Origin of the sequence: Billgrantia tianxiuensis (assembly GCF_009834345.1) — a bacterium.
Lineage (GTDB): Bacteria > Pseudomonadota > Gammaproteobacteria > Pseudomonadales > Halomonadaceae > Halomonas > Halomonas tianxiuensis.
Window position 1 is genome coordinate 934,828 of sequence record NZ_CP035042.1, and the last position, 26,985, is coordinate 961,812.

At 61.4% G+C, this 26,985-nt stretch carries 30 protein-coding genes and 1 pseudogene; 10 read left to right on the top strand and 21 right to left on the bottom strand.

Annotated features, from left to right (window positions below; genetic code table 11):
- Positions 1-134 precede the first annotated feature (134 nt).
- On the top strand, positions 135-1,034 hold the full coding sequence (locus EKK97_RS04365; protein WP_159549520.1) for an arylamine N-acetyltransferase family protein: 900 nt from the start codon (positions 135-137) through the stop codon (positions 1,032-1,034).
- A 22-nt stretch (positions 1,035-1,056) separates the two neighbouring features.
- On the opposite strand, the gene EKK97_RS04370 is transcribed toward EKK97_RS04365, so the two are convergent.
- Positions 1,057-1,776 (bottom strand): SDR family NAD(P)-dependent oxidoreductase, encoded by a 720-nt coding sequence (locus EKK97_RS04370; protein WP_159549523.1) that lies wholly within the window; start codon positions 1,774-1,776, stop codon positions 1,057-1,059.
- Between the two features lie 74 nt (positions 1,777-1,850).
- The gene (locus EKK97_RS04375) at positions 1,851-2,183 is read right to left on the bottom strand and encodes a hypothetical protein (RefSeq protein ID WP_159549526.1); all 333 of its coding nucleotides are present in this window, start codon (positions 2,181-2,183) and stop codon (positions 1,851-1,853) included.
- A 238-nt stretch (positions 2,184-2,421) separates the two neighbouring features.
- On the opposite strand from EKK97_RS04375, the gene EKK97_RS04380 reads away from it, so the two are divergent.
- On the top strand, positions 2,422-3,294 hold the full coding sequence (locus EKK97_RS04380) for a LysR substrate-binding domain-containing protein (protein ID WP_234286656.1): 873 nt from the start codon (positions 2,422-2,424) through the stop codon (positions 3,292-3,294).
- Here the strand turns inward: EKK97_RS04380 and EKK97_RS04385 are convergent.
- Together EKK97_RS04385 and EKK97_RS04390 are read right to left on the bottom strand one after the other, a co-directional pair.
- A complete protein-coding gene (locus EKK97_RS04385; RefSeq protein WP_159549532.1) occupies positions 3,270-3,878 on the bottom strand; it encodes a cell wall hydrolase in 609 nt (202 codons plus the stop codon). The genes EKK97_RS04380 and EKK97_RS04385 overlap by 25 nt on opposite strands.
- Before the next feature lie 133 nt (positions 3,879-4,011).
- A complete protein-coding gene (locus tag EKK97_RS04390) occupies positions 4,012-4,974 on the bottom strand; it encodes an arsenic resistance protein (protein ID WP_201297010.1) in 963 nt (320 codons plus the stop codon).
- 149 nt (positions 4,975-5,123) lie between these two features.
- On the opposite strand from EKK97_RS04390, the gene EKK97_RS04395 reads away from it, so the two are divergent.
- Complete coding sequence (locus EKK97_RS04395) at positions 5,124-5,768, top strand: MBL fold metallo-hydrolase (protein WP_159549537.1); 645 nt, start codon at positions 5,124-5,126, stop codon at positions 5,766-5,768.
- 44 nt (positions 5,769-5,812) lie between these two features.
- Here the strand turns inward: EKK97_RS04395 and EKK97_RS23600 are convergent, their stop codons facing one another.
- The 6 genes from EKK97_RS23600 to EKK97_RS04420 all read right to left on the bottom strand — a co-directional run bounded on the left by EKK97_RS23600 (position 5,813) and on the right by EKK97_RS04420 (position 10,731).
- Entirely contained in the window at positions 5,813-6,343 is a 531-nt protein-coding gene (locus tag EKK97_RS23600) for a sodium:calcium antiporter (protein WP_201297011.1), read from the bottom strand.
- Positions 6,298-6,879, bottom strand: coding sequence for a sodium:calcium antiporter (locus EKK97_RS23605; RefSeq protein WP_201297012.1), 582 nt, complete (start codon positions 6,877-6,879; stop codon positions 6,298-6,300). The genes EKK97_RS23600 and EKK97_RS23605 overlap by 46 nt, the downstream gene beginning before the upstream one ends.
- A 73-nt stretch (positions 6,880-6,952) precedes the next feature.
- On the bottom strand, positions 6,953-7,696 hold the full coding sequence (locus tag EKK97_RS04405) for a carbon-nitrogen hydrolase family protein (RefSeq protein WP_159549540.1): 744 nt from the start codon (positions 7,694-7,696) through the stop codon (positions 6,953-6,955).
- A 131-nt stretch (positions 7,697-7,827) separates the two neighbouring features.
- The gene (locus EKK97_RS04410; RefSeq protein WP_159549543.1) at positions 7,828-9,087 is read right to left on the bottom strand and encodes a hydroxymethylglutaryl-CoA reductase, degradative; all 1,260 of its coding nucleotides are present in this window, start codon (positions 9,085-9,087) and stop codon (positions 7,828-7,830) included.
- A 55-nt stretch (positions 9,088-9,142) separates the two neighbouring features.
- A complete protein-coding gene (locus EKK97_RS04415) occupies positions 9,143-10,495 on the bottom strand; it encodes a tripartite tricarboxylate transporter permease (RefSeq protein WP_159549546.1) in 1,353 nt (450 codons plus the stop codon).
- 2 nt (positions 10,496-10,497) lie between these two features.
- A complete protein-coding gene (locus tag EKK97_RS04420; protein WP_159549549.1) occupies positions 10,498-10,731 on the bottom strand; it encodes a hypothetical protein in 234 nt (77 codons plus the stop codon).
- Between the two features lie 156 nt (positions 10,732-10,887).
- On the opposite strand from EKK97_RS04420, the gene EKK97_RS04425 reads away from it, so the two are divergent.
- Positions 10,888-12,255: an aminotransferase-like domain-containing protein gene (locus EKK97_RS04425; RefSeq protein ID WP_159549552.1), complete on the top strand. Its 1,368-nt coding sequence runs from the start codon at positions 10,888-10,890 to the stop codon at positions 12,253-12,255.
- A gap of 8 nt (positions 12,256-12,263) precedes the next feature.
- Here the strand turns inward: EKK97_RS04425 and EKK97_RS04430 are convergent, their stop codons facing one another.
- Complete coding sequence (locus EKK97_RS04430; RefSeq protein ID WP_159549555.1) at positions 12,264-12,932, bottom strand: dihydrofolate reductase family protein; 669 nt, start codon at positions 12,930-12,932, stop codon at positions 12,264-12,266.
- 111 nt (positions 12,933-13,043) lie between these two features.
- Entirely contained in the window at positions 13,044-13,556 is a 513-nt protein-coding gene (locus EKK97_RS04435; protein WP_159549558.1) for an OsmC family protein, read from the bottom strand.
- A gap of 182 nt (positions 13,557-13,738) precedes the next feature.
- Here EKK97_RS04435 and EKK97_RS04440 point away from each other — a divergent pair, with 182 nt between their 5' ends.
- On the top strand, positions 13,739-14,479 hold the full coding sequence (locus tag EKK97_RS04440) for a dienelactone hydrolase family protein (protein WP_159549561.1): 741 nt from the start codon (positions 13,739-13,741) through the stop codon (positions 14,477-14,479).
- Positions 14,480-14,663: 184 nt separating this feature from the next.
- Here the strand turns inward: EKK97_RS04440 and EKK97_RS04445 are convergent, their stop codons facing one another.
- From EKK97_RS04445 to EKK97_RS04470, 6 genes are all read right to left on the bottom strand, one after another.
- The gene (locus EKK97_RS04445) at positions 14,664-16,331 is read right to left on the bottom strand and encodes an ATP-dependent nuclease (RefSeq protein ID WP_159549564.1); all 1,668 of its coding nucleotides are present in this window, start codon (positions 16,329-16,331) and stop codon (positions 14,664-14,666) included.
- Positions 16,332-16,423: 92 nt separating this feature from the next.
- Entirely contained in the window at positions 16,424-17,047 is a 624-nt protein-coding gene (locus EKK97_RS04450; RefSeq protein WP_159549567.1) for a hypothetical protein, read from the bottom strand.
- A gap of 127 nt (positions 17,048-17,174) precedes the next feature.
- The gene (locus EKK97_RS04455) at positions 17,175-18,191 is read right to left on the bottom strand and encodes a DUF2235 domain-containing protein (protein WP_159549570.1); all 1,017 of its coding nucleotides are present in this window, start codon (positions 18,189-18,191) and stop codon (positions 17,175-17,177) included.
- Positions 18,192-18,366: 175 nt separating this feature from the next.
- Positions 18,367-18,978: a GNAT family N-acetyltransferase gene (locus EKK97_RS04460; protein WP_340162927.1), complete on the bottom strand. Its 612-nt coding sequence runs from the start codon at positions 18,976-18,978 to the stop codon at positions 18,367-18,369.
- Complete coding sequence (locus EKK97_RS04465; RefSeq protein WP_159549575.1) at positions 18,929-19,198, bottom strand: hypothetical protein; 270 nt, start codon at positions 19,196-19,198, stop codon at positions 18,929-18,931. Before EKK97_RS04465 ends, EKK97_RS04460 begins: the two co-directional genes overlap by 50 nt.
- Before the next feature lie 193 nt (positions 19,199-19,391).
- On the bottom strand, positions 19,392-19,793 hold the full coding sequence (locus EKK97_RS04470; RefSeq protein ID WP_159549578.1) for a RidA family protein: 402 nt from the start codon (positions 19,791-19,793) through the stop codon (positions 19,392-19,394).
- Between the two features lie 127 nt (positions 19,794-19,920).
- On the opposite strand from EKK97_RS04470, the gene EKK97_RS04475 reads away from it, so the two are divergent.
- Entirely contained in the window at positions 19,921-20,514 is a 594-nt protein-coding gene (locus EKK97_RS04475; protein WP_234286605.1) for a TetR/AcrR family transcriptional regulator, read from the top strand.
- A gap of 48 nt (positions 20,515-20,562) precedes the next feature.
- On the opposite strand, the gene EKK97_RS04480 is transcribed toward EKK97_RS04475, so the two are convergent.
- Entirely contained in the window at positions 20,563-21,477 is a 915-nt protein-coding gene (locus EKK97_RS04480; RefSeq protein ID WP_159549581.1) for a LysR family transcriptional regulator, read from the bottom strand.
- Between the two features lie 181 nt (positions 21,478-21,658).
- Between EKK97_RS04480 and EKK97_RS04485 the strand changes: the two genes are divergently transcribed.
- The gene (locus tag EKK97_RS04485; protein WP_159555683.1) at positions 21,659-21,928 is read left to right on the top strand and encodes an EF-hand domain-containing protein; all 270 of its coding nucleotides are present in this window, start codon (positions 21,659-21,661) and stop codon (positions 21,926-21,928) included.
- A gap of 79 nt (positions 21,929-22,007) precedes the next feature.
- Here EKK97_RS04485 and EKK97_RS04490 read toward each other — a convergent pair whose 3' ends face one another.
- Complete coding sequence (locus EKK97_RS04490; RefSeq protein WP_159549584.1) at positions 22,008-22,358, bottom strand: VOC family protein; 351 nt, start codon at positions 22,356-22,358, stop codon at positions 22,008-22,010.
- 135 nt (positions 22,359-22,493) lie between these two features.
- Here EKK97_RS04490 and EKK97_RS04495 point away from each other — a divergent pair, with 135 nt between their 5' ends.
- Genes EKK97_RS04495 through EKK97_RS04505 form a run of 3 tightly spaced genes read left to right on the top strand, consistent with a single transcriptional unit; the run spans position 22,494 to position 25,223 of the window.
- Positions 22,494-23,177, top strand: coding sequence for a response regulator transcription factor (locus EKK97_RS04495; protein WP_159549587.1), 684 nt, complete (start codon positions 22,494-22,496; stop codon positions 23,175-23,177).
- Complete coding sequence (locus EKK97_RS04500; RefSeq protein WP_159549590.1) at positions 23,167-24,426, top strand: sensor histidine kinase; 1,260 nt, start codon at positions 23,167-23,169, stop codon at positions 24,424-24,426. Before EKK97_RS04495 ends, EKK97_RS04500 begins: the two co-directional genes overlap by 11 nt.
- A gap of 53 nt (positions 24,427-24,479) precedes the next feature.
- The gene (locus EKK97_RS04505; RefSeq protein WP_201297013.1) at positions 24,480-25,223 is read left to right on the top strand and encodes a carbonic anhydrase; all 744 of its coding nucleotides are present in this window, start codon (positions 24,480-24,482) and stop codon (positions 25,221-25,223) included.
- Positions 25,224-25,308: 85 nt separating this feature from the next.
- Here the strand turns inward: EKK97_RS04505 and EKK97_RS04510 are convergent.
- Positions 25,309-26,909 (bottom strand): annotated as a pseudogene (locus EKK97_RS04510) (SLC13 family permease).
- Positions 26,910-26,985: the final 76 nt, after the last annotated feature.

Consider the following 26,985-nt stretch of genomic DNA (forward strand, 5'->3'; position numbering starts at 1 on the left):
ATGAATCTCAAGACTCTACCGAGGGGATTGTCTTTGGCTATGAGAGCGATTGAGTTTTCTCCGCTTTACCTGAAGTTGGCTTGAGGTATTAGCCTGCGCCTAACGATTGCCCTTGAGAGAAAAAGGAGAACGACATGCAGGCTGAAACGATCACTCAACCCCTTCATGAATCGGCTCGCTGGGAGACAGCGGCGCTCGATCTCGAGGCCTATCTGGCACGCATCGACTATCGGGGGCCCCTTACGCCCAGCGTGGAAACTCTCAAGGCCCTGCAGCAGGCGCACCTCGCCGCAGTGCCGTTCGAGAACCTGGAAATCGTCACCGGCGGAGAGATCCGCATCGACCTGGAAAGCCTTCAGGACAAGCTGGTACGGCGCCGGCGCGGCGGTTATTGCCATGAGCAGAACACGCTGTTCGCCACGGTGCTGGACCGGCTCGGCTTCGAGGTCGCGGGGCGCAATGCGAGAATGCTGATGGGCGAGGACGCGAGTATCGTCACTCCGCTCGGTCATACGATGCTGGTGGTAAAAGCGGAAGGTAACGACTGGATGGTCGATGTCGGGGTGGGCAATATCGGCCCGCGTGAGCCGATCCTGCTCGAAGTGAACAGCGAGGCGAGCCATGGCCCCTGGGAGTATCGCCTGGAGCGCTCGCCACTGGGGTATTGGCTGCTGCGTCATAAGCGCCTCGGTGAATGGTTCAACATCTATCAGTTCAGTAACGAACCCAACTACCGTGCCGACTCTGGCGAATACAACTACTTGGCGTCTCATCACCCGGCATCCCCGTTCGTGCGGCGGATCGTGGCTCAGCACAACGGCGCTGAGGTACGGCTTGCGCTCACCGACCTGGAACTAAAAATCTTCCATCCGGGCAAGGCGCCGGAGCTGCACCGGATCGCAGCCGATGAGCTGCCCAGCGTGCTGCGCGAGCGGTTCGGGCTGGCGCTGACCCCTGAACAGGAGCGCGTGCTGCTGCGGCGAGCCGAGACGCTCGCCGACACCACCTCCGAAGGTGAGCAGCTTGGCGCCTGAGTAAGTGGCTAGAGAGGAGCCGCTAGAAGCGCGCATCGCCTATTGCCGGCATCACCACCTCCTTCACATAGGCACTTGGTGATAGCGTCAGCAGGGTGCGCACCAACTGCACCACGTCGTGCATGGGGATGAGTTCGCCGTTGCCGCGCTGGGCCGCACGTTCGGGCGGCACGCCCAGGCCGTCTTCAGTATTGAGGTGGCCGAGCTGCAGGCAGGTCACCGCCAGGCGCTGCTCGCGAAAGCCCTCGCGCAGTGCCTCGGCAATGCCGCGCAGGGCGAACTTGGTGGCGCTGAAGGCGACCTCCGGCCGGCCGTGGCCGGGCAGCGCGGAGGTCGAGCCGGTAAGGATGATTCTTGGTGCGCGTGAGCGCAGCAGCGCAGGAAGCAGCGCCTGGACCAGCAGGATGGCGCCGCTGACGTTGACCGTGACGATGCGCTGGATCTCAGCGGGGCTGTCAGCCAGGAAGCGGTAGTCGGGCTCGAAGGCCCGGCTTTCCCACAGCCCCAGGTTGTAGATCAGCACGTCGAGCCCGCTTGCTTCCACGGCCTCAGCCAGCGTGGCGGCCGCTCGCTCGGGAGCGGCCAGGTCGGCGGCAACCCAGTCGATCTCGATGCCGGCGCGTTCCGGCACCCTCGCCGGAACGCTGCGCGATACGCCGATCAGGTGATCGCCTTGATTGCCCAGCCCCTCGATGAAGGCCAGGCCCAGGCCCTGGCTCGCTCCCACGATCATGATGCGCATGCTTCTTCCTCTCGCTGCGATGACGTTGCCAGGACCGTACGACCTCAAGCGCAGCTGAGGTCAAGCGGGTTGCGCTAACGTCGGCGCCTTTGCTGCGTTGCGTTGCGTATCGTCCGGCGCTGCATCAGCGCTTCTGTGGCGTCTTCCTTCAGCGGCAGGCGCGAGGCCCAGAGAATGTCCTCACGGCAGTGCCCCATGTCCTCGAGCATATGGTCATCGTGCGCCAGCAGCGGCAGGAAGCGCTGGCGAAACCGCCGCCGGCGCAGGTAGTCCTGCCACTTGGTCTCGAGGGCGTAGATCAGCCCCAGCGGGGGCATGGCCGGCATGTAGAAGTCTGGCTGGGGCGGTGGGGCCGGGCGCTTCCTGGCGGTTGGCTGGGGCCGGCGCAGCGGTTCGTACTGGCTCATGTCGCACCTCCTGACGGGCAGCCGCCGTCGGGGCGGTTGCCGTATCAATTTGTGGAAATAAGGAGGGTCGCGACCTCTTGAGGAAGAGCTTGGCTTGGTCTATTGGATCAATCAAACGAAAAGGTCTACATTGTCTTTTAAGAAAAATTGAAAGGTTCGAGACATGACTCACGTTGCCTCTCCCCATGCCACCGCTCTTCAAGCTTCCGTTTCACAGGGCTCCGTTTCCCAGGGCGTGATGCCACTGCTCGATAGCGACGTGCTGCGCAGCTTCGTCGCGATTGCCGAGTGCGGTAGCTTTACCCGGGCCGCACGCCAGGTGTTCCGCACCCCTTCGGCACTCAGCATGCAGATCAAGCGACTGGAGGAAACGCTTGGCCAGGCGCTCTTCGTGCGCGAGGCCCGCCAGGTGCGGTTGACCCCGGAGGGCGAGGTGCTGCTCGGCTACGGGCGGCGCCTGCTCAAGCTCAACGAGGAGGCGGTCACGCAATTCCTGGCGCCCAGCGTCTCGGGCCGGCTGGGCTTCGGCACCACCGACGACGTGGGCACACGCATCCTGCCCGGCGTGCTGGCGCAGTTCGCCCGCTCTCACCCGGCGGTGCAGGTCGATGTGGTGGTGGGTAGCAGCCGTGAAATGCTCGCTCGACTGGATGCCGGCGAACTCGACCTGGTACTGGTCACGGCGGGCAACCCTGGACAGGGGGTGCGCGGCGAGGTCGTACACAGCGAGCCGTTGGTATGGGTGGGGCGTGAAGGCGGTGTGGCCGCCCAGCGCTCGCCGCTACCGGTGGCCTTGGCACATCAGGGCTGTGCCTGGCGAGGCATGGCGCTGGAGGCGCTGAATCGGGCCGGCCTGAGCTTCCGTATTGCCTACTCCTGCGAACATTGCGCCGGCCAGGAGGCGGCCATGATCGCCGACCTGGCAGTTTCTCCCTTCCCGCAGAGCCTGGTGCGCCCGCCGTTGCGGCGCATCGATCCCGACTTGTTGCCGCCGCTGGGCGAGTATCAGCTGACACTGGTCAAGAGGCCCGGAGCCAGCCAGGCCTGCGAGACCCTGGTGGGGCATGTCATGGGCGCGTTTCAGGCTCACTCTACCGCGTCCGGACGATAGAAGATAAAGGCCTCGGTCTCGGCGGTCAGCAGGAATTCGTTCGCCCAGGGCGGGTGAACGGTGCGGTCGTGAAAATAGAGCGCCCCGTCGGTATGGTCGGGTAACTCCTGATTGAGCGCCCGGCGGGCAACTTCCTTGGCTACCTCATAGGCGTCGCCTTCCATCACCTCGTCGGGCCTGCCGTCGCACCACCAGGAGAACTGGCATGGGCTCTGCTCGGAGCCTTGTCTCACCACTTCGCAGATGGTGTTGGGAAACTCCTCGTTGGCCAGCCGGTTCATCACCACGTTGGCCACCGATTCCATGTCGAGGCCCGGCACGCCCTTCGCTTCCCAGTAGATCGTCCGTGCCAGGCAGGTAAGCGGCTCCTCCAGCGGATCGCTTCCTTCCGGGTCGATGACCTGTGCCTCCTGCTCGTCGAGCGGCTCCACGGGCTCGCTGACTTGTACATCGGGGGCCACGACCTGCTCCAGTACCTCGGCCTTGCGCGCTGCCTCGTCTGCCTGGGGAGCAGGATTGACGACGGCCACCGCCACCACGGGCAGGGCAAGAAGCAGCCAACCGATAAGCCGGGAGGGGAGCATGGGAAGAACCTTTTTGTATCGTTATGGCTCGGTTCTCTTGAGTGCCCATTGGCGTGTTACGTAACGAGTATAGTTTCCCGCCGGTACTCGCACGCCATGCCAATCAGGCATCGGGTGCGGTTGTCTGGCTGAATCAGGAGGAAGCGGGAAAGAGCCGCCGGGGTACCCACCACAGGAAGATCGCCATGCCGATAAGTTCGACCAGCGACTGGAACATGATGGCAACCACCGCCAGCTCGTAGGAAGCGGGAAGGGAGAGCGCCAGGGGCAGCACGACGAAGGAGTTGCGTGTACCCAGGCTGAAGGCCAGCACGCGTCCCTGGGAAGTGGGGAGGCCGAACACTCGAGCCAGCAGGCGAGCCAGCAGCGCGGCGGCGATCAGAAACCCGGTGAAGGCCAGCAGCAGCCCGCCGAGCAGGGGTAACGAATCGGCGACGCCGCCGACCTGGGTAGCGGCGATGCTGAACACCACCAGGGACAGCAGTGGCACCGGCAGCCACCCCAGGCGCTCGATGCCAGCTTCGCGCCTGCGGTGTCCCTGAGCCCAGGTCTCGGTCACGAAGGCTAGCAGCAAGGGCAGCAGGATCAACCCCGCAAAGGCCAGCAGCAGCTCACGCTGCACCACGGTGACCAGCAGGTCCTGATCGAGAAACAGCCATAGGTAGAAGGGCAGCAGCAAGAGCTGAAGCAGCAGGCTGACCGGAGCGAAGGCGATGGCGTGCTGCGCCCTGCCGCCACCCAGGTGGGAAAAGGTGATAAACCAATCCGTGCATGGCACCAGCAATACCAGCAGCATGCCCAGGCGAACCGCCGGCTCGGCAGCGAAAAGGCTCGCCAACCCCCAGGCGACAAATGGTAGCAGCAGGAAATTGCCCACCACCGCGGCCACCATGAAACGTGTATCGCGCCATGCACTGCGCAGCTGCGTCAACGGCACCTGGGTGAAGGTGGCGTAGAGCAGCGCCCCCAGCAGCGGCCACAGCAGGGCTTCCAGCACATCCACCCGATCCGGCAGTGCGGTACCCAGCGCAAGGCCCATGGCAATGAACGCCAAATAGACCAGCACCTGGTATTTCTCGAGCGTTTGGCGGGTCAACGCGACTTACTCCCTGACAATTCGCGGCCCAGCATCGCGTGCCGACCCACCCCTGTAAAGTCAGGCGAGGGACGTCAGCAGCCTTTCTTGACCTGAATTTAACTTGAGGTTTTACGCTCCGACAGTGTAGCCACACAAAGGAGCGAACCATGCAACGCGTGCAACCGGATATCTGGGAAACCGAAGTCGAGAGCCCCTTCCCCGGGCTGACCGTGCATGCCTATCTGTTGACTCGGGACGCGGGCAACGTGCTTTTCTACAACACCGGCCACCAGCATGAGATCGACAGGATGGAGGAGCTGGGCGGCGTGGCCTATCAGTACCTGAGCCACCGGGACGAACTGGGGGAAACGCTCGTGACGATCCATCAGCGATTCGGGGCCAAGCTGGGCGGCCATCGCGCCGAGCTTGACGATTTTGCCCGCTACCGCACGCCTGACATCCTGTTCGAGCGACGCGAGATGCACCTGGGCAACGTCGAGGTGATCCCCACGCCGGGACACAGCCCGGGCAGCACCTGTTTCCTGGTGCACTCGCCCCATGGCAAGCGCTATCTGTTCACCGGCGACACGCTCTACCGTGGCGAGGAGGGCGACTGGCGCGCCGGCTTCATTCCCGGCCACAACGATGAAAGGGACCGGCAAACGCTGGCCGAGAGCCTCAGGCTGCTGAGTGGGCTCGAGCCGGATGTAGTGTTCGGCAGTGCCTTCCTCGGCGACATGGGCTTCCAGGAAACGACACCAGAAGACTGGAAGCGCCATGTGGACGGTGCCCTGGCGCGACTGCTGGGCTGAATCGCGCGAGCCATGGCAGAGGGGGCCTGGCCGCCCCCTTGCCCCTAGCGAGTCGGGTTCCGGCGCAGCTCCGGAACGACCAGCACGGCGAGCGTCAGAGCGGTAATCGGCAGCACGAAGTAGAGCATCAGGGCGCTGAATCCGGCCAGTGCGTCGTGGTGGGTGGCGGCCAGGATCAGGTAAGCGGTATAGGCCAGGTAGTAACCCAACAGCACGACACCTTCCCAGCGGTCGATGGCGCGAGCGGTGAAACAGATCGGCAGGCAGGCCACGGCCACGGCGACCATGACCGGCAGGTCGAGGCTGAGCATGGCTTCGGTCACGGCAATGCCGGCTGGGGCAATCAGGCCGGTGAGGCCCAGCACGCCGAGCAGGTTGAAGATGTTGCTGCCCACCACGTTGCCCACGGCGATGTCCCGCTGGCCGCGCAGGGCCGCGACGATCGAGGTCACGACCTCGGGCAGCGAAGTGCCCGCCGCCACCACGGTCAGGCCGATCACCTGATCGCTGACACCGAACCAGGCGGCCATCACCACGGCCGAGTCGACGAACAGGCGCGAACCCGCCACCAGCATGGCGAGCCCGCCAATGACATAAAGCGCGTCGTGCCACCCGGGGCGGGGGGTGCCTCGCTGTTGTCGGCCGCCGGCTCGTTGGCGGGCGCTTGGCGCCGACCCTGCCGCAGCAGAAAGCTGGTGTAGGCCACCAGGCCCAGAACCAGCAGTCCACCGTCCAGCCGGCCGATGCTGCCATCCAGCGCCATCGCCAGCACGACCAGGGAGAGCACGATCATCAGCGGGATATCCAGGCGGATCAGCTGCTGGGCCACCGCGAGCGGCACGATCAGCGCCGAGACTCCCAGGATGAACAGCACGTTGAAGATGTTGCTGCCCACCACGTTGCCCATGGCAATGCCCGCCTGGCCGCTGAAAGCCGCCTTGAGGCTGACGACGAGTTCCGGGGCGCTGGTGCCGAAGGCCACCACGGTGAGACCGATGATCAGCGGGGAAAGGCCCAGGCGAGCCGCCAGGCGCGATGCGCCCTTTACCAGACCCTCCGCGCCCAGGATCAACAACAACAGGCCAAGAGCCAACAGCAGCAGCGTTACCATCGATGGGTTCCTTGTCTTGTGGTCGAGGAGTGCGCGCCCCCATATGGGCCGGCGCGGGTGCGAAAGGGAACGGCTAGGCGGCAGGGGCGGGCAGGGTCAGTACGCAGGTGGCCAGCGTGGCGGTATCCAGCAGCAGCATGGCTTCCTGCGTGCCATCGAGGGTGGCGACCCGCTTGCCCTGGTCGATCCAGGCCGCCGAACGGCCGCCGCCGGTTTCGCCATCGCAGGGACCGATGCAGTTGGCCATCAGTATCGTCATGGCGTGCTCGCGGGCGAAGGTGGCGTAGTAGGCGTAGGCCTCGTCCATGCGCGGCGAGAGCTTGGCCACGCTGGCGAGGTACACATCCGCGCCGAGACTTGCCGCCGTGGCGACATGATCGGGTTGCAGCGACTCATAGCAGATCGCCAGGGCCAGGCGATGTTCGCGGGTCTCGATCAGCATCGGCCGCTCGCCGGCCGAGAAGTAGGCCAGCTCATCGTCGTGCAGCCGCTGCTTGGCATAGGCTTGGCGGCCCACGTGAGGTTGGAACACCACCATGCCGATCTGCGGTTTGGCCGAGGTGACCAGCGGCAGCCCGGCGGCGATGGTGATCTCATGGGTGTCGCTCAGGCGCTGGAACGCATCCAGCCGCGGATCCTCCACGTGAGTGGCCAGCGTCCTGGCCAGCGAGGGCTCATAGCCGGTCAGCGAGAGTTCGGGGAAAAAGATCAGCTCGGTATCGTGCGCTGCCGCCTGCTCGATGAACGCCACGTGGCGCTCCAGGTTGGCCTCGATATCGCCCGTCACGGAGGCGTACTGCACGGCACACAGCTTCATCGACTCGCTCCCTCTGGCCTGGCTCTCAGCTAAGCGTACTCCATTTTGGCAACGGAATGACGAAGGTTTGGAGAACGCCCAGCGAGCAGGACCCACCGGGCGTCCAAGGGGTTGCAAACATCGGGAGTGGCTCAGTGCTGCCGCAGCTTGGCCAGTTCGCTCTCGGCAATGTCGACCCGCACGCTGCCCTTCTGCACCAGCAGATCGGCAATGATGGCTACTTCGTCACCCTGGGCGCCCGCCATCAGCGCGATGTTCTTGGCGTGCAGCGCCATGTGACCCTTCTGGATGCCGGTGGTGGCCAGCGCCTTCATGGCAGCGAAGTTCTGTGCCAAGCCCACCGCCACGATGATCCGTGCCAGGCGTTCGGCCTGGGTCACGCCGAGGATCTCCAGGCAGTAGCGCGCGGTAGGATGAGCCCGGGTGGCGCCACCGATCAGGCCGACCGGCATCGGCAACTCCAGCGTACCGGTGAGGTTGCCTTCGCTGTCCATCTCCCAATGGGTGAGGGAGCGATAGCGCCCCGTGCGTGCGGCAAAGGCATGCGCACCAGCCTCCACGGCTCGGGTGTCGTTGCCCGTGGCCAGCACCACGGCGCTTACCCCGTTCATGATGCCCTTGTTGTGCGTGGCCGCCCGGTAAGGGTCGAGATCGGCGAAGCGGTAGGCCGAGAGCATGCCGTCGCGTACCTCCTTCCCGCCGATCTGGTCAAGGCGCCAGGTAGCCCGGGCCCGTACCAGTCGCCGATCGGCCAGATTGGAGAGAATGCGCAGCCGACTCTTGCCTCCGCTCCACTCCGCCAATGAAGGTGCCACTGCCTCGGCCATGGAGTTAACCGCGTTGGCGCCCATGGCGTCGCGCACGTCCACCAGCAGATGCACGATCAGCATGTCGTCCAGCACGCGTACCTCGAGGTCACGAAAGCCGCCGCCATGCTTGAGCAGCACGGGGTCGGTGGCATCGCAAATCCGGCGGATCTCCTCGCGTGCCTCCAGCAGCTTGAGGCGCGCGAACTCAGGATTGGGCACCTCGACGAGCTGTACCTGGGCGATCATCACCGGTGCCGACGCATCGGTGACGAAACCGCCGGATTCCCGACACTGGCGCGCCGCATTGCATACTGCCGCCACTACCGAGGATTCCTCCGTGGCCATCGGTACCAGTTGCTCCTCGCCATCGATGATCAGGTTCGTGGCGATACCCAGCGGGATATTCAGCGTGCCGATCACGTTCTCGATCATCGAGTCGGCGGTTTCCGGGCCGATGTTGCCCATATTGGTAAAGTGCGCCACACCTGTGTCGTCGAGACCCGCGATTTCGGCCACCTTGGCGAGCCGCTCCCGAGGAGAGAGCTGGTAGAAGCCGGCGATTCGGGAAGTGCCATGAGCCATATCGATACCTATCGGAATTCAATGAAAGTCAGTTCGAAAGGGAAACCGTGACCCCTCAGGCCAGCAGCCCCATCAGCCAGGGCGCCGCGTAGAGCGACATGAATTGCACGCCGTAATTCACGCCCCAGCGGTTCAGCAGGCCTGCCACCAGAGCCAGCACCATTACGCCGAGAATGCCCATCAGCCCGGCATCCATGTAGGCCAGCAGCATGACCAGGGCGAAGAACATGGCGAGGAAAGCTTCATGGGGAATGTGGCGGAACACGAAGACGCAGATCTGGCGTGCGTAGCGAACCGCGATGGGGTAGGTGATCAGCAATGCAATACCGGCGCCGAGAATGCTGGCAATGGCAATTTCGGAGAAGCTCATCAGGTGGTGTGCGTTCTGCTCCAGGGTAAGCACCGGCGGGGCATTGAAGAAGGCATTGCCCGGGCCGATGGCCATGGGGCTCATGGGAATGCCCAGTGCCGCCAGGGGGATCAGGATGCCAGCGATATAGGCGGCGTTGGTCACGGCGTCCATGGAGGAGAGCGCCCGACTGGCCTTCTCCACGGTGCCCTTCACCCAGCTCGACATCACCTCGCCGAGGAAGATGGTGATGCCCACCGGGCTCATGAAGAAGGTGACCGAGCCCAGCACCGAACTGGCGGCGGCCGAGGCCGTTTCCTGCCGCGTGAGGATGCGGAAGGGATTGGGTAGCTTGTGCTCGTCCTCGGTCTTGTAGATCTGGATGGTCTTGGGCTCGGCCACCGTCATCGCCCGACGCTCGCGGTTCACCAGAAGCTGCGCCAGGTTGAACATCATCGGGCCGATGGTGATGCCGAGGAAGAACGAGATGAATACCACCCGACCCTCGGGGATCACGCCCATGCCCCAATAGAAGTGGCGCAGTGCCTGGATCAGCGCCGCCAGTACCACGATGCTGACCAGGCTGATGACCTTCTCGCGGCTCATCAGCGCCAGGAACACCGCGCCGAGGAAGAAGATCTGGCTGGCATACTGGCCCAGCACGTCGGCCAGCGGAGTGAGCAGGAAGGCGAGGAACAGGCTGATCGGCACCGCGACCAAAGTACCGATCACCGAGCCGGAGGCCATCTTGCGGATCGCCAGGGTGGCCTGTCCTTCGCGCTTCAGCGTCAAGGCGTGCTCCACCATGGGCGCCGACATCACGCCGCCGGGAATGCCCGCCACCGAAACAGGAATGGAATCGGTCAGCTTCTTGGCCACGATGGCCGCCATGAAGAAGGCCAGCACCACGGGCAGTGGGATGCCCGCCACCACCAGCGCCAGCGTAACGGGCGCCAGTACGGCGGTTTCATCGGTGCCGGGCGCCACGCCAATGGCGGTATAGACCACCACCGCGATGAGTGCGGCGATCAGCATCTGCAACAGCAACATTGGGTCCATGCTCACGCCTCCCCTTCGATGTCGAGGCGGCGCTTGGGACGAAACAGCAGCGCACTGATGAAGAAGCCGAGAATGGCACCGGCAATCCCCAGCACCAGCGGCCCGGGGGCTGGCCACGGCGCGAGCAGGAAACCACCCAGGCTGAGCAGCGTGGCGATGGCAAGCGAGATGAGCAGATCCCTGCCCGAAACCGTATCGTCCCAGACATTCAGGAAAGCCCTGTCTTTGGCTGGCATGCGTGACTCCAGGTAAATCGTTATTGGTGTTATGAGCCGTTACCGGCAGTGCCAGCTTCGGCAAAACGAAGGAACAGAATAAGGTACAGTTGTAAAAATTGTTCCAAGTACTGTACCTTCGCCTGAAGGGTTACAGTTTGCTGCAAGAGGGTGAGCATGACCAAATCCGGCCAGATTGCCGAGGCGCTGCTCAAGGCCATGGAGGAGGGCCGGTTGGCACCGGGGGCCAAGGTTGCCTCCATTCGCGAAGCGGCTCGTCAGTTCGGCGTGGCCAAGAACACCATCATCGATGCCTACGATCAGCTCGTCGCCATTGGACGCCTGCAGGCCCGTCATGGCGCCGGCTTCTTCGTTTCGCAAACGCGTCCACAAGCCACGGTGGAAGAGCGCGAGAACCTGAGTGAGGCGATCGACAGTGTCTCTCTCCTGCGAGAGCAGTTGGTCGGTAGCTTCGCGGTCCGTGCTGGTGATGGCCGTGCGCCGGCCGCCTGGATGGGTGGGCTCGATCTCTCCCGTGCGCTCAAGCGGCGCGGTACGGGCCAGGAAGAAGCGCATTTCGAATATGGCATGCCGCAGGGCTTCGAGCCGCTGCGCGACGCCATCGCCCGGGTGCTGGCTGGGCGTTCCATCCTTGCCGCCCCGGAACAGGTGCTGCTCACCTTCGGGGCCAACCATGCCTTCGATCTGATCATCCGGCACTTCGTCGATGCCGGCGATAGCGTGCTGGTGGAAACGCCAGGCTACTATCCGCTGTTCGGCAAGCTGCGCCTGGCACGGGCCAAGCTGGTGGGCGTTTCGCGTACGTCGGAAGGGGTGGACCTCGAGGAGTTCGAGCGCAAGGTGCGCCAGTACCGGCCGCGGCTGTTCTTCCTGCAACCCAACGCTCACAACCCCACCGGCACCAGCATGTCGCTGAGCAACATGCATCAGCTATTGAAGATCGCCGAGCAGCACGGCGTGGTGTTGGTGGAGGACGACGTGTTCGCCGACCTGCTGCCGCAGGGGAGTGCCCACCTGGCCGCACTGGATGGACTGGAGAACGTCATCTACGTGGGCACCTTCTCCAAGACGCTCTCCACCGGGCTGCGCTCAGGCTACATCGCCGGCAGCCGTGCGCTGATCCGCTCCCTCACCGACATCAAGATGCTCACCGTGGTCAACTCCTCCACCTTCATCGAATCGGTGATCCACGAGCTGATCGTCAAGGGGCGCTACCGCCGTCATCTGGTGCAGCTTCGCGAGCGGGTCGCCAAGGCCAGCGCCAGCGCCCGGCGCGCCCTGCGCGATGTAGGCATCGAGGATATCAGCGGCCCCGGCGGCGGCTACTATCTATGGGCCCGGCTGCCTGCCGGTATCAACACCCTGGAGCTGGCCAAACGCGCCACGGAGGAGGGCATCTTCATCGCACCCGGTGCCATCTTTTCGCTGCGCCCGGATGGCATCGACGGCACCGCCATGCGCATCAACGTCGCCTACGCCAACGACTTCCGGTTCCTGGAGTTCCTGAAGAGAGCGTTGGGTTAGGCTTCATCCTACCCTTCCCGCTGCATCTTCTCGCGCCGTGCCACTTCCGCCGCCGTAGGTGGGTCCATGGCAAAGTCGCCGGTCTTCACCGCTCCGTCGCGTTCATAATTCGCGATCACGATGCCGTTGGGCGACACCCGATTGGCGACGAGCTTGAATGCCGCCGCCTGGGCGCCGTCGTCAAACAACTTCTTGCCTTGCCCCAGCACCACGGGGCAGATGAACAGCTTGAGTTCATCGACGAGATCGTGCGCAAGCAGCGTGTGGACCAGCTCGGTGCTGCCCTGGGTAATCAGCGCCGGCCCATCTTCCTGCTTCAGCCTGGCAACATCGGCCGCCGCGTCGCGCAGCGCCACCGAGTCTTTCCAGGTCAACTCCAGTCCCTTTCGGGTCGCCACGTACTTCTTGATCGAGTTGAAGGTCTTGGCGATGGAGTCGTCCGGCCCTTCCTCGGCGTAGGGCCAGTGCGCAGCGAAGATCTCATACGTCTTGCGCCCGAGCAGCAGGTCGAACGGCTGACCGAACAGCTTGTCGATCTCCTCACCGAATACCTCGTCCACCAACGGCGCGACCCAGCCGCCATGGCGGAAGCCTCCGGTCGGGTCTTCCTGCGGCCCGCCGGGCGCCTGCATGACGCCGTCCAGGGAAACCATGCCGCCAACGATCACTTTACGCATCTGCTCATCCTCGTGGTTTGCAAGTTCAGCCAGTATTCGAACGAGCTGCGTAGGAATCGACAGGCTTGCGATGAACGGCGGCGACGGCTTGTTGAGTGTGAGGTATAACGCTCAGTCCGTTGCGCGTTTGCGAGCCACCGACAGCGCCGGGGGATGTGCCAGCGTCTGGTAGACAACGCAGTACCGCTCCGTCAAACGCAGGAGAGTGTCGAGCTGCTCTTCCGAGGCATCGGTGTCGAGGGTGACTTGCAGCCGAATGCTCTGGAAGCCCACGGGCACTTCCTTTGCCACGCCAAGCGTTCCACGAAAATTGAGATCGCCTTCCGCCTGGAGCGAAGCATCTCGCAACTCGATGCCGAGCGAGGTGGCGACGGCGTTCAGCGTCACCCCGGCACAGGCCACCAACGCTTCGAGCAGCATGTCGCCCGAACACGCGCTTTGACCGCTCCCGCCCGTGGCGGGATGCAGCCCGGCCTCAACGAGCGCCTTGCCCGTCTCGATCTTGCAGCTCACACCTTCACCGAGACGCCCTTGCGCGCGCAGAGTGATCAGTGCGGCATCCGGTGCCTCGCGATAACGCTCCTTCAGAGGCCTCTGGACGGAGCGCAACTCTTCAGCCTTCATGACACTCTCCATAATGTTGGTTATGGCCTCATGCTCGTTTTGGCGGCACGGCAGCCGTAGATGCCAGCTGTCTCAAACACCCCATCAAAATAGGCTAAGGTACTCGAGCTGGCCAAAGGCGGATATTTGGCACATTCGTCCCTGACAAGATCACGTTGCCATCGACAAACCCGGAGCCCGCTATGTCTCGCGCTATTGAAATCCCTGCCGCCGACGGAACCATCGACGCTCATGTCTTCACGCCCGAGAGTGCCGACCGTCCTCTTCCGGCCGTGGTGCTGTTCACCGATATCGGCGGCCTGCGCTCCTGCTATCACGAGAAGGCCCAGCAACTCGCGGACAACGGCTATGCCGTGTTGATGCCCAACATCTACTATCGCGATGCGCGCGGTCCCGTCGTGCCGGAGGGCAAATCCTTCCGCGACCCGGACGTGCGACCAACACTGTTCGGGTATGCCGGCCACCTTACGCCCGAGGCACTATCCCGCGACTTCACCGCGCTGCTGAAATGCATCGACAGCGAGGCCGAGTTCGCCGACGTCAAAATAGGCGTAGTGGGCTACTGCATGACCGGCGCCTTCGCGCTGCGCATGGCGGCCGAGCACCCCGGCCGCGTCGCCGCTGCGGCCGGCTTCCATTCGGCCAACTTGGCCAAGGCCGACGACCCGAACAGCCTGGTGCATGTAGTCGGCACCATCGAGGGGCGCGTCTATCTCGGCCACGCCGACAAGGACGAGCTGCTGCCCCCCGACCAGATCGCCCGCCTGGACGAAGCCCTGGCCAAGGCCGGCGTGCACTTCACCTCCGAACTCTACAAGGGCGCCGCCCACGGCTTCACCGCCAAGGACGCCCCCAGCTACGACGCGACCGCTGATGCACTGCACCACAAGCGGTTGGCGATGTTGTTGGAAGAGACGCTGTAGCGGGGCGGTCTGCTTTATCGGCGGCCCCGGGGGATGGGGCCGCGGTGGGGTGGTTCGCCTTTCTGGGAAAAATGCAGCTTATTTTCGATAAGTTAAGTCATACTTTTCATCCGGAAAGAAGTGGGCTTTAAATAAAAATTATATGGCGTGGCGCTCATCGTGAATTCATGATGTGATAAATGTTTTATTCTCGTGCAGAGGCTGGTAAAGCCATTGCGTCTAGCTCGGCGTGAGTAGTATACAAACCTTTGTGAGTTCCATTAATTATTGAGCTAAGCGATTCCCTTAGTTTATTGTATTTTTCATTGGTCAAGAAGTCAGGTGAAGTTAGGTGGGTGAAAAGATTGTAAGGCTTATCTTTGCTTGGCGATTCATTTAAATAAAATCCTTCAAAATCAGGGTTGTGGGCTACTGTTTGAACGCGTCCATCGGTTGCATCTGCCAGAGTTCGGATATTCAGATTGATTGTCCACATGGCGTTTGGCACTCCATCTTTTCTTAGCTTTGTGTCTAAGTCATGTATGGCAATGGCATTTGCATTGAATTGGTTGAAGATTTTTATAAAAGTTGGTATGTTTGCCTTGCCTCTACAGTTAATGACGCAGTAGACTCCTTCCAGTCCATTTTGTTCAATAATGTACTGGTATGCTAGATACTCTGTGTCACCCTCAACGAGTATTGCATTAGAGTAAAAGAAGAATTCATGAACCGTTGGGCAGCAACGGTTAAGCATCTTGAGGTTGTCTCTTTCGTCAGGGCTAAAATGTGCCTTGTCTGTCTGAAAATAGTAGACGCCTTGCTGGCTGTTGGAGACCTTGATAAGTGTGGTATGGTCCTGAGTGAGATCAATAAATATTGGGGAGTGGGTGGTGCAAATAACTTGCCAGCCCTCCATGTCTGCAAGAGCATAGATGGCTTTTCTAGCTGCTTTAATAACAGATGGGTGAAGGTTTATTTCTGGCTCGTCGATTAGTAATACTTTCGGCGTCTCTTCTTGAATTACTTTGGTTCCTTTTTTGTACATTCCTTCGCTACACAAAGCATTTACCGCAGACCATAAAAAAGCTCTTTTTAATCCTGTTCCCTGATGCTCAAGTGATGATGGGTGGTTGCTTGTTTTAACAAAAAATTTGCTTCCATCTTTGATGGCCTCCTCTGCCTTGAATTTTCCAACGCCAGTTTCAAAAGTTACTGTGGTTCCATGGAATAGCTTGTTTAACTCAGTTTCTATTTTATTGCTCAGCTGGCCAATACTGTTAGACAGTTCTCTATCTACTTCCTTGGCTAGCTTTTCAATTTCGGCAACAATGCCAGCCACCTTGCTTTTATCATCTTTAAGCTTTCTGGCGGCGTTTTTTGATGCTAGATCCTTTACGACTTTTTCTAGCGCGTCATATCCATCATTTGGGTTAAGCCTAATTGGTGTTGGCAATCGGCTCTGTAGCAAGGTATTCCAACCACCGGCACCACCCTTTTTCCAATCGTTGGTTTTGTTGCTAAAGCTATATTTTATACCGCTCTCATCAGGCGTCTCCCAGCGAATTTGGAACTTTGCACAGTTTCCAAATTCTGGATCATTAAGTAGGTGCCACTCCTGGCCTAATGTGTCAATATCTTCTTGCGTTATATCATTAAATATGCCTGTGATTATAACTGGTGTGCTAGTGTTTCTTCCATGAAAGTGATCTAAGCTCAGAGCGCTACCCATTGAAACGTAGGCTTCGTATGCGTCAAGTATCGTAGATTTGCAGCTGTTGTTTGGGCCGACTAATACGACAATGTTGTCGATGAGTATTTTTACCTCATCTTTTATGCCTTTGAAATTTGAAATAAGTAGGGCAGCTAGTTTCACGGTGTAATCCTTTGTTCAGGTTCATGTCTGGGCTGATTGGTTTTTTAGGTTTTATTTATGCTGAAAAATTGCGTTTATTAGGAAGTGCTATACTAGCCCTCTTGATCTAGGGCTTCTAGCTCTGCTGACAGTTCTAGCCAGTTTCTTAGATCAGTTGAGTCTGTTGTACTGGGCTCATCATCTGAAAATTCCCTGAAGAAGTCCTCATATACTTCCATGCTTTGGCTACGAATGACAAAACTGGCGTGGTTGTCCAGGGTTTTGGGGAGAGCCACAGGAATTCGCTCACTATTTGCAAATACTGTGAGCTCATGGAAGCTTGGCTCTAATGAGCCTTCAGCACGAATGCGCCCTGCCACAAGGTAGCGAGGAAAATCTTTCTCACGTTCCGGTCGTGTCATTTCGAACAGTTGAAGTCTTCTTGTTCGAGCGTCGTAAAGCCGTATAGTAGAGACCCATTCGTTAGGATTTCGCTCCTCAGGAACTGATACTGCAATAAATCCTGACAGAGGCCCGTGCAATTCGTCCCAAGCAACTCTTGCGCGGACATCAGGGAGAACATCAGCAATTCTGGATACGCGTTGCTCATTCTGGTCAACTTTCATGGCTACCCCAGAAAGAAGCCCACGCATATCATACATGCTGGTGCCTAGGAAAGCTAATGTCCCCAGGATTATTATACCAACTAAAATTTGTACCCAGTGCTCGTTTTTCATTAATTTTCTCTTAATGGCATTGTTTTTTATATATGAAGCTTCGGAGATATGGGTGAGATAGAGGGCGGGGTCATGTACTTCCGGTGGCTCACAGCTGTTGCATTCCCTTGGAAACTATTTATCAAAGTCACCCCACCAACTCCACCCGGCCCCAATCCCCACCCACCGAGTCGAGCAATTGGCTTAGTGCCGGGCTCTGGTAGGTCACGTGCGGGTCTTCCCAGCGCAGGCGTACGCTCTGGTGCACGCAGGGTTCCGGCGTGCGGTGCTGCGAGCGGCGCATGATCTTGTAGAAGCCCTTGTATTCGTCGTGTTGCCTGCCGCTATGGCGCGGGTTCATCGAGGTGAGGAAGTGCGGTTCGAAGATGAGGCCGACCTGCTGGGCCTCGGTGGCCATCCATTGTCCGGCGTAGTCGCCGAGTTCGCGCTGTGGGTAGCCGCCGCCGATATCGGTATGCACACCGGCGAACCACACCTGCTTGAGATCGATGCCGGGCTTGGCCGACCACAGCGTGGGCTCGAAGTCCTGACGGTTCTCGTCGATGGAAACGGCATGGCGGGCGTGGCGGATGATGCTGCTGGGTTCGGTGTCGTGGAACAGGTAGCGCTCGGTGCCCAGGGTGCCGAGGAACGGGGCGGGAATGCCGAGTGCGCCGACGGTATCCCACACGCCGATGAATTCGATCTCGGTTCTATCCGCCACGGCGTAGGCGCGGCGGAAGTTGGCGGCTCTGTCGCCACTGGGAGCCGAGTTCTTGGAGCGCTGACGGTAGAGTACGTAGGCTTCCGGAATGCGGTCGGCATAGAGCCGGCGCAGGATGCCGCAGTTGCGAATGAGCCCGGCCAGGGAGCGTACGGTATAGGCGCCACGGCTGAAGCCGAACAGGAAGAGCTGGTCGCCGGGCTCGTAGTTGTGCACCACGAAGCGATAGCAATCCATGATGTTCTTGTCGATACCGGCGCCGGTGGCACCGCCGCGAATGCTGTCACCCTCGGTGCCCACGCCCCAGTCGTAGTAAACCACCTGCTTGATACCGGCCTGGCAGCAGGGGGCGATGCCGCGAGCCAGGCGCAGTACGTGCGTGGCGGTATCGCTCTCCGGGCACTGCCAGGTGCCGTCCGCGCAGATGACGATGCGCTTCATCCCGCTCCCTCCCCGCGTGCTTTTTTTACTAAACGTAAACCCATTGTTTCGGGTGCGCCATGCCATCAGGCCAAAAGATGACCCTTGTCAGCGCAATTGAGGTTATGGCTTACGCGTTGTAGCAAATCGCTTACAACGATAGGAGAGCGAGGGCATGGGGTTTCGTTCATGGAGCCTAACGACATCGGGCATACAGGAAGCAGGCTCTTGGCTCGGGGTCGATATTCGGATGGAGCATGTGGCGTTCGAGGCGACCCTCTCTCACGAAGCCGCATTTTTCCAATAAACGGGCAGAAGCCAGATTTTCGACATCGCAGGTGGCCTGAACGCGGTATACCTCGGGCTGTGCCAGGCAAAGCGCGGTCAGGGCAGTCAGTGCTTCCGGCATGATGCCTTTTCGCCAGTGGCGGCGGGCCAGGACATAGCCCACATCGACCGTATGCCCCCGAGGCCGGGCTTCCAGCATCCCGATAGGTTCGTGCTCGTCACCATGGAAAGTCATGACGTACGGAAACCGGCTGCGCTCTTTCCAGGCCCGAATGCAGACATCCACGTACTCCTGCGTTTCGGATGGGGCCTGGTGAGGACGCCAGACCATGTAGCGCGTCACTTCCGGGTCCGTGGTGTATTCGCGGTACAAGACCGGTCCGTCCGTGGGGCGCGGTTCCCGCAGGGTGAGTCGCTCGGTGTCGATACGTGGGGGAAGCATGGTCTCTGGCCCTACTGGGTGGGAAGTCTTACTCCTCATACGAGTCATCTGTGCGGGGTGCATTAGGCAACTGCTCATCAAGCGATTGGCGGTACTTGATGCAGCCTTTCATGAATTCCGGCCATTCCGGTACCACGGGAACCGGGTCGGTCTTGTCGGGCAGTAATGCCCACAGGGCCGGGTGATGCCAGCACAGGTCGTGCCGGCTGCAGTCCCGGTGTTCGCGGATGCCTTGGCGGAGTCGTTTGGCTTCTTCGATCAGTTCCTCTCGGGTCATCCGTTCGAGGTCTTCATCCATGGGAGCCTCCATAGGGTTTTCCGATCGCTCGCAGTCCCATTCGGCGAGCGGGGTTTACCCTGATCGATCAGGCGCTGCCTGCCGTGAGTGATGCCGCTCGCTGCAGTATTGGTTAGCGTGCCGAGGCCTGCAATCGATGAAAGCGCACCGCCGCCGTTCCGGCAGCGGTGCGCTCCTGGTGGGAGGCGTGGCGTTACGCCGCCGGCGCGGGAATCCGTGCGATCACCTTGATTTCAAAGTCGAAGCCCGCTAGCCAGTTGACGCCGACGGCGGTCCAGTTGGGGTAGGGCGGTTGGCCGATTTCCTTGGTGCGAACCCTGTCGATCGCTTCCCACTGGGCGGCGGGATCGGTGTGGAAGGTGGTCACGTCGACGATGTCGTCGAAGGTGCAACCGGCGGCCTCGAGAACGGCCGAGAGGTTGTCGAAGGCAAGCTGCACCTGGCTTTCGAAATCCGGCTCGGGGGAGCCGTCCTCACGGCTGCCGACCTGGCCCGAGACGAACAGGAAGTCGCCCGAGCGGATGGCCGCCGAATAGCGGTTGATCTCGTAGAGTGCCTGCCGTCCGGCAGGAAAGACTGCATCGCGTTTAGCCATCATGCTGCTCCGGTGGGTAAAATTGATATACGGGCCGTATGTGATTATGCTGGCACATACGCAGCGTATGTCAATACGCATACGGCGCGTATGTGAAAAACTTTTGCAAGCGATGTCAGGAGAGGCTGTGGCGACGAAACGTGCGCAGATGATGGAGGAGACCCGGGTCAAGCTCATTCGAGCCGCTCGGGAGGCCTTCGCGACCAAGGGCTATGCGGCGGCTTCGATGGACGACATCACCGCCGATGCGGGGCTGACGCGAGGGGCGCTGTATCACAATTTCGGGGGCAAGAAGGGACTGCTGCAGGCCGTGGTCGATCAGATCGATGCGGAGATGGTGGCACGACTCATCGCGGCCCAGGAGCGGGCGCCAAGTCCGTGGGAAGGGCTGCTGGCGGAGGGTGTGAGCTATATCGAAATGGCGCTGGAGCCGGAAGTCCAGCGCATCATGCTGCTGGATGGGCCGGCCGTGCTCGGCGATCCATCGCAATGGCCCAACCAGAATGCGTGCCTGTTGCGCACGACCCAGACCATTCAGGCGCTCATCGACGAGGGTACGGTCAAGCCGGTGGATGCCGAAGCCGCTGCCCGCCTGATCAACGGCGCGGCTCTCAACGCCGCACTGTGGATTGCCGCGGCCGATGAGCCGCGCGCCGTGCTGCCGAGAGCCGTCGAGGCGTTCCGGCAGCTCGCGGCCGGCCTGCTGCAAACCGAGCGCTGAGCGGCGAATCTCCAGTCTTCCGGCGTCGTACGCGGCAAGAGGGCGCTGTCAGGTTTCGACCGAAAGCTTGCAGGGGATGGCCTGGGCAAGAAAGTCGATCAGCGCCCTCACGGAAGGTACGAGCCCCTTGTGATGGCTGAATACCGCTTGGATGGTGCCGTAGGGTGAGCGCCACTCCGGCAGCACGTGAACCAGTTCGCCCTTGGCTATGCTCCTGCGGCAGATATGCACGGGTAGCTGGGCCACGCCGAGCCCCTGGCGTGCCGCCGCGAGCAGCATGTCGAAGTTGCTGCACATCAGCCGGGGGCGCAGGGTGATCACGCGGGTCTCGTCGTTCGGTCCCGTCAGCTCCCAGCGAACCTCGTCCGTTTCTCCTCCCATCGAGAGCGTCGGCACCTCCGTGAGTTCGTCGATGGTAAGCCCCCGCTTGCAGGCGGCATGCACGGCCGGGCTGACCGCCATCACCAGGTGGTTCTGTCCCAGCGGCCGCATGATCAGCGAGGCATCGGTCATGTCCGGCCTGCTGCGCACGCGTATGGCCACGTCGAGCCGATCCTCGATCAGGTCGGCGCGCCGGTCGAACACCTGCATGTGCACGCGAACCTTGGGGTAGGTCTTCATGAAGGCCGGCAGGACCTCCTCGATGAGGCTCTGGATCAGGCCCTGCGGGCAGCTCAGCCGCACGATGCCGTTGGGCTCCGCGTGGGCCTGGGCCACTACCGTTTCCGCCGCTTCGGCACCGGCCAGCATGGTCTGGCAATGCTCATAGAAGGATTGCCCCACATCGGTGGTGCGGATCTTGCGGGTCGAGCGCTCCAGCAGGCGCACCTTGAGACGCTCCTCCAGGCGCGCAATGCGCTTGCTGAGCGTTCCCTTGGGCACGCCGATGTGACGCGAGGCTGCCGAGAAGCCTTGGTAGGTCACTACGGCATGGAAGTAGTAGAGATCGTTGAGATCGTGCATTGCATCGGCCCCGGTGGGGAACGGCGGTAAATTAATCGTTTCCTGTAGGAAACGCAAAGTTGGAAATTGGCGGTCTAGTGCGTTGATTGTTGGTCGATAGAATACAACCATCGGGTCGGCAAACGGAAGTGAAGCACCACGCAATTGTCGGGCCCACCTCTGTATTCAAAGGAGAGATACGATGAAAGCTCAGAAAACCGCACTGTTTCTTGCACTGGCCCTGGCCTCCGGCGTCGCTTTCGCTGAGAGGGGCGCGGAAGAGCTGGTGCCCGCTGCCGCGACCTCCAGCGTGACCGGCCAGAACAGCTTCGAACAGCTGGATCGGGACGGCGATGGCCGCATTTCACGGGAAGAAGCCGAAGCGGGCACTCTGCCGGAAATTTTCCTGTTCATGGATCGCAACCACGATGGCGTGATCTCCCGTCAGGAGTTCGACTTCCGCCCGCATTGAGCGCGTTTGGGTTCGCTCGTGAAAAAGGGAGGCTCGAGGCCTCCCTTGATTCGTTGTGCATCTCCGAGGGCGCGTTCCTTCACTCGTGCTGCAGGATGTTGACGAGCTTGCCGAACGGGTCGCGGACATAGAACCGCCGCACGCCCCAGGGCTCGCTGGCAGGGCCATACTCGATGGGCACGCTCGCCTGCTCGCAGCGGGCCAGCGCCGCTTCGATATCGTCGACCTCGATGGAGAGGTCGGGCACGGGAGTACCCGAGCCGCCTTCGCTGCCGAAGCTCACCTGAACCGTCATTTTCTCGTCCGAGCCATAGGTTCGGAACCAGCCGTGATCCATGAGCAGGTCGAGACCCAGGATGTCTCCATAGAAGGCCGCCGCCTTGCCGAGATCCGATGTCGCCGTGTTGGCCATGATGCGTTTGACTTTCATGGTTACCCCGATTCCTTGTTCATTAACCCCTTAACGTAGTGGTATCGATGTAGATGCGCCATCGGGCTTCCAGGCTGCTTTGCATCAACGCTGTTTCTTCGTAATCTTGATGCATTGAGTTCAGGCGGGTCGCTCATGCAGGTTCTGGTTATCGAGGACAATTCGGACATCATCGCGAACCTGTACGGATACCTGGAACCGCTCGGCTATGTTCTGGACGTGGCGCGTAACGGCAATGCCGGCATCGCGTGCGCGACGGCCGCCTTCCATGATGTGATCATCCTCGATCTATCGCTGCCGGGAATGGATGGTGTCGAGGTGTGCCGAAGGCTCCGCCAGGAGCATCGGCTGGCAACGCCGATCCTCATGCTGACGGCGCGCGACTCGGTGCATGACAAGCTGACCGGGTTCGAGGTCGGCGCCGACGATTATCTGGTCAAACCCTATTCCCTCCCCGAGCTGGATGCGCGCTTGAAGGCGCTGGTACGCAGAGCGCGTAACGAGCACGTGCAGTCGGTCCTGGTCTTCGGCGAGCTTCGGCTGGATACGGGTACCGGCCTTGCCACCCGGGCCGGTCAGCCGCTCGAGCTGACGCCGACGGGCTACAAGATTCTCACGGCGCTAATGCGCGCCGCTCCGAAGCTGATAAGCCGCGAAGAGATCGCGCGCGAGATATGGGGCGACAATCCGCCGGATAGTGACGCCCTGCGTACGCATATCCATACGTTGCGCCAAGCGCTCGACAAGCCTTTTCCCTATCCCATGCTGCTGACTTCACCAGGCATCGGTTATCGATTGAAAACGCCCAGTGAAGCCTAGACTTTCTCTCAAGAAGCGCATCGCGCTCACCTACATTCTGTTGACCGTTGCCGTGGCCGGCGCCTTCAGTGCGGTTTCCTATGTCGCGGTGAAAGTGATCGAAGAGCAGGTCATCGACGCTCGACTCGCCAAGTTGGCGGAAAGATTGATCGATCTCCATCAGTTGGGCGATGTCCCGGATGCGCCACCGGACGTGCATTTCCATATCAATGACGACATACCCGGCGCGTTACGTGAACTGCCCATGGGTAGCCATGAGTTGGCGCTCGGGGAGCGCCAGGTGCGCGTGCTGTTGACGGAGCACGGTGCTAGCCGGTACGCCGTGGTGCAGGAAGTCGATGAACTCGAACATGCGGAAAGGGTCATCCTGCTTGCCTTGGCCATCGGCTTTGTCGTCAGCGTTCTGCTCGCCGCCGTACTTGGTGTGCTGAGCGCTCGGCGCGTGATGGCGCCGGTGGCGGCGCTTGCCGAGGCGGTGGAGCGTAACGCAGGCCCGACCGAACTGCCTTCCCTTTCCGCGCAAGACGAAATTGGCTCGTTGTCTCGTGCCTTTGCCAAGCGGACCGACAAGCTACAGCAGTTCCTGCGACGTGAGCGGCTCTTTACCGGCGACGTCAGTCACGAATTGCGCACGCCTCTGACGGTCATGCTGGGCGCGGCGGAAGTTCTGAAAGCTCAGTTGCCGGAGCATTCCAGGCAATCCGAGACCGCGGAACGCATTCGCCGCGTGGCGGCGGAGACCTCGCAGCGGGTCAGCGCGCTGCTCCTGCTTTCGCGTGCCCCGGATACCCTGGATGCGCCGCGTATCGTGCTGAATACGATCATCGAGTCGGAGATGGAACGCTGCCGGCCCCTGCTGAGCGGAAGTGCCGTTCAATGCCGGCTGGAGTGGAAGGAGCCTGTGTGGGCCGACATACACCCCGACCTGGCCGGGATCATGATCGGCAATTTGCTGCGTAATGCCTGCCAGCATACCAGCCAGGGCATGATTCTCGTGCAACTCACGCCGGGCCGGCTGGTAATCGAGGATACTGGCCCCGGCATCCCCCAGGGTGTGCGCGAGAGACTATTCGAACGCTTCGTCCATGGCCGCGATACCGCCGGGCAAGAAGGGGTGGGGCTGGGCCTGGCCATCGTCAAGCGCGTGGTCGAGCATGTCGGTTGGGAGGTTCGCCTGGAGGTGCCGCAAGCCGGGGGAGCCCGCTTCGTGCTGACGTTCCCTCCGGTTCATGCCGTGTCAGCTCCTTAACGTCTTCTTGACGTTCGTCAGGCTACCTTGTCCACTCCCTGACGAAACCTTCATTGAGGACCCCCATGAAAAAAACTGCGATCGCTGTCGCCATGTCGCTGCTTTCAGGTTTTGCCCATGCCGGCGACGGGCACGCCTGGAGCTATTCCGGCGAAACCGGGCCTGAGAATTGGGCACAGCTGACCCCGGAGTACGGTGCCTGTGCGGGCAGCAACCAGTCGCCCATCGACCTGACTGGGTTCATTGACGCCGAACTCGAGCCCATCGATTTTCATTACGAAAATGGCGGCGCGGAAATCCTCAATAACGGCCATACCGTCCAGATAAACGTGCATCCAGGCGACACCATTACCGTTGACGGTATCGAGTTCGAGTTGAAGCAGTTCCATTTCCATGTGCCGAGCGAGAACCTCATCCACGGCGAATCGTTCCCCATGGAAGGCCACCTCGTACATGCCGACGAGGATGGCAACCTGGCTGTCGTCGCGGTCATGGTGACGGAGGGTGAGGCCAACGAAGCCCTTGCAAGAGCATGGGCGCAAATGCCGGAAGAGGGCGAAACGCTGGCGCTGACGTCAGACATCTCCCCGCTGGGCATTTTGCCTGCCGACCGTGATTACTATCGCTTCAATGGCTCGCTGACCACGCCCCCCTGCACCGAGGGCGTGCGCTGGCTGGTGCTGAAGCAGCCGATTACCGCGTCCCAGGAGCAGATCGATCAGTTCCTGGCGGCCATCGACGATCATCACAACAATCGCCCGGTGCAACCGGTCAACGCTCGCCCTGTTCTGCAGTAATCGGTGAGTCAGCCTGAGCCCTGTATCCACAGGGCTCAGGCCGTTCAGCTTCATCTTTCTCCCGCTACCCTCCCGCACCTCTCGTTCAGAACTGCAGCCCCAGCGCAAAACCGCCGAGCAGATAGCAGAAGGTGGTGATCAATACGATGCCGATCAGGTTGAGAATGACCCCACCGCGCGCCATCTGGGCGATGGTGACCGCACCGGTGCCGAACACGATGGCGTTGGGTGGCGTGCCGACCGGCAGCATGAAGGCGCAGGTCGCGGCGAAGGCCGCCGGGATCAGCAGCGTCATCGAGTCGGCGCCGATGCCCACCGCCACACCGCCGAGAACGGGGATGAAGGTCGCGGCCGTGGCCGTGTTGCTGGTCACTTCCGTGAGGAACAGCACGATGGTGGCCACGGCGGCTACCAGCAGCAGGATTGGCAGCACCCCGAGCCCGGTGATCTGCTGACCGAACCAGCTATCCAGGCCGGTGCCTGCGACGGCGCCGGCGAGGCTCAGGCCGCCACCAAACAGCAGCAACACCCCCAGGGCAATCCATCCTCGGCATCCTGCCAATTCAGCACCATCTCACTGCGGCCTCTCGCGGGCAGAATGAACAAGGCAATGCCGGCGGCGATGGCGATGGCGGTATCATCGAGATTGCCCAGCGGCCCCAGCCATTGGCCCACCCCGGGGATATTGCCAAGAACGCCGGGCACGACCCACAGGAATGCCGCCGAGCCGAAGACGAGCATTACCATCTTCTCGCCCTGGCTGAGTGGGCCGAGCTTGCGGATCTCGCCCTCGATCATCTCTTTTCCGCCGGGAATTTCCGCGACGTTGAAACGGTAGAGCACCCGGGTCATCAGCACCCAGCCCACCAGGATGAAGGTGAAGGCCAGCGGTACGCCGAGCATCATCCAGTCGAGAAAGCCGATGCTGCGGCCCAGCTCGTCGGCCGCATAGCCGGCAACGATAGCGTTCGGCGGGCTGCCGAGCAGGGTGCCGAGGCCGCCCATGCTGGCCGACCAGGCGATTGCCAGCAGCAGGCAGAGACCGAAGCGCTTGATGTTCTCGTCCTGGATGAAGTCGACGTGGCCGGCCCGGTGGTGGTCGTGGCCGGCGGCGGCCGTCTCGGTGGATTCACCGCTGCGCTCCGCGACCAGGGCCAGCACGGAAAGCCCGATCGGCAGCATCATCAGCGTCGTTGCGGTATTCGAAACCCACATCGACAGAAATCCCGTGGCGAGCATCATGCCGAGCACGATCCGGTGCGGCGAGACCCCGACCCGGGCCAGCGTCAAAAGGGCGATGCGGCGGTGCAGGTTCCACTTCTCCATGGCAATGGCAATCAGGAAGCCGCCGAGGAACAGAAAGACGATGGAGCTGGCGTAAGGCGCCGTGGCCTGGGCGACGGTCCGCTCCGTCAGCATTGGGATCAGCACGATCGGCAGCAGAGCGGTGGCCGAGAGCGGGATCGCTTCCGTCATCCACCAGACCGCCATCAGGGTGGCGATCGTCGCGACCCAGCGCGCATCCGCAGAAAGTCCTTCGGCCTGGCCCATGGCGAGCCAGACAATCAGCGCCAGGAGCAACCCGAAGGCGCGCAGGCCCCATACCAGTCTGGCTGATCGTCCACCTGATTCCTTCTTCCCGGGCGTGCCCTCGTTTCCATCGGTTGGTTGAGGCTGATCAGCCATGCTAAGTCTCCTTTATTTCACTAATACAGCTCCCTTCATGGAGCGTAGCCAAGAGTACGGGATACGGCCTGGGCAG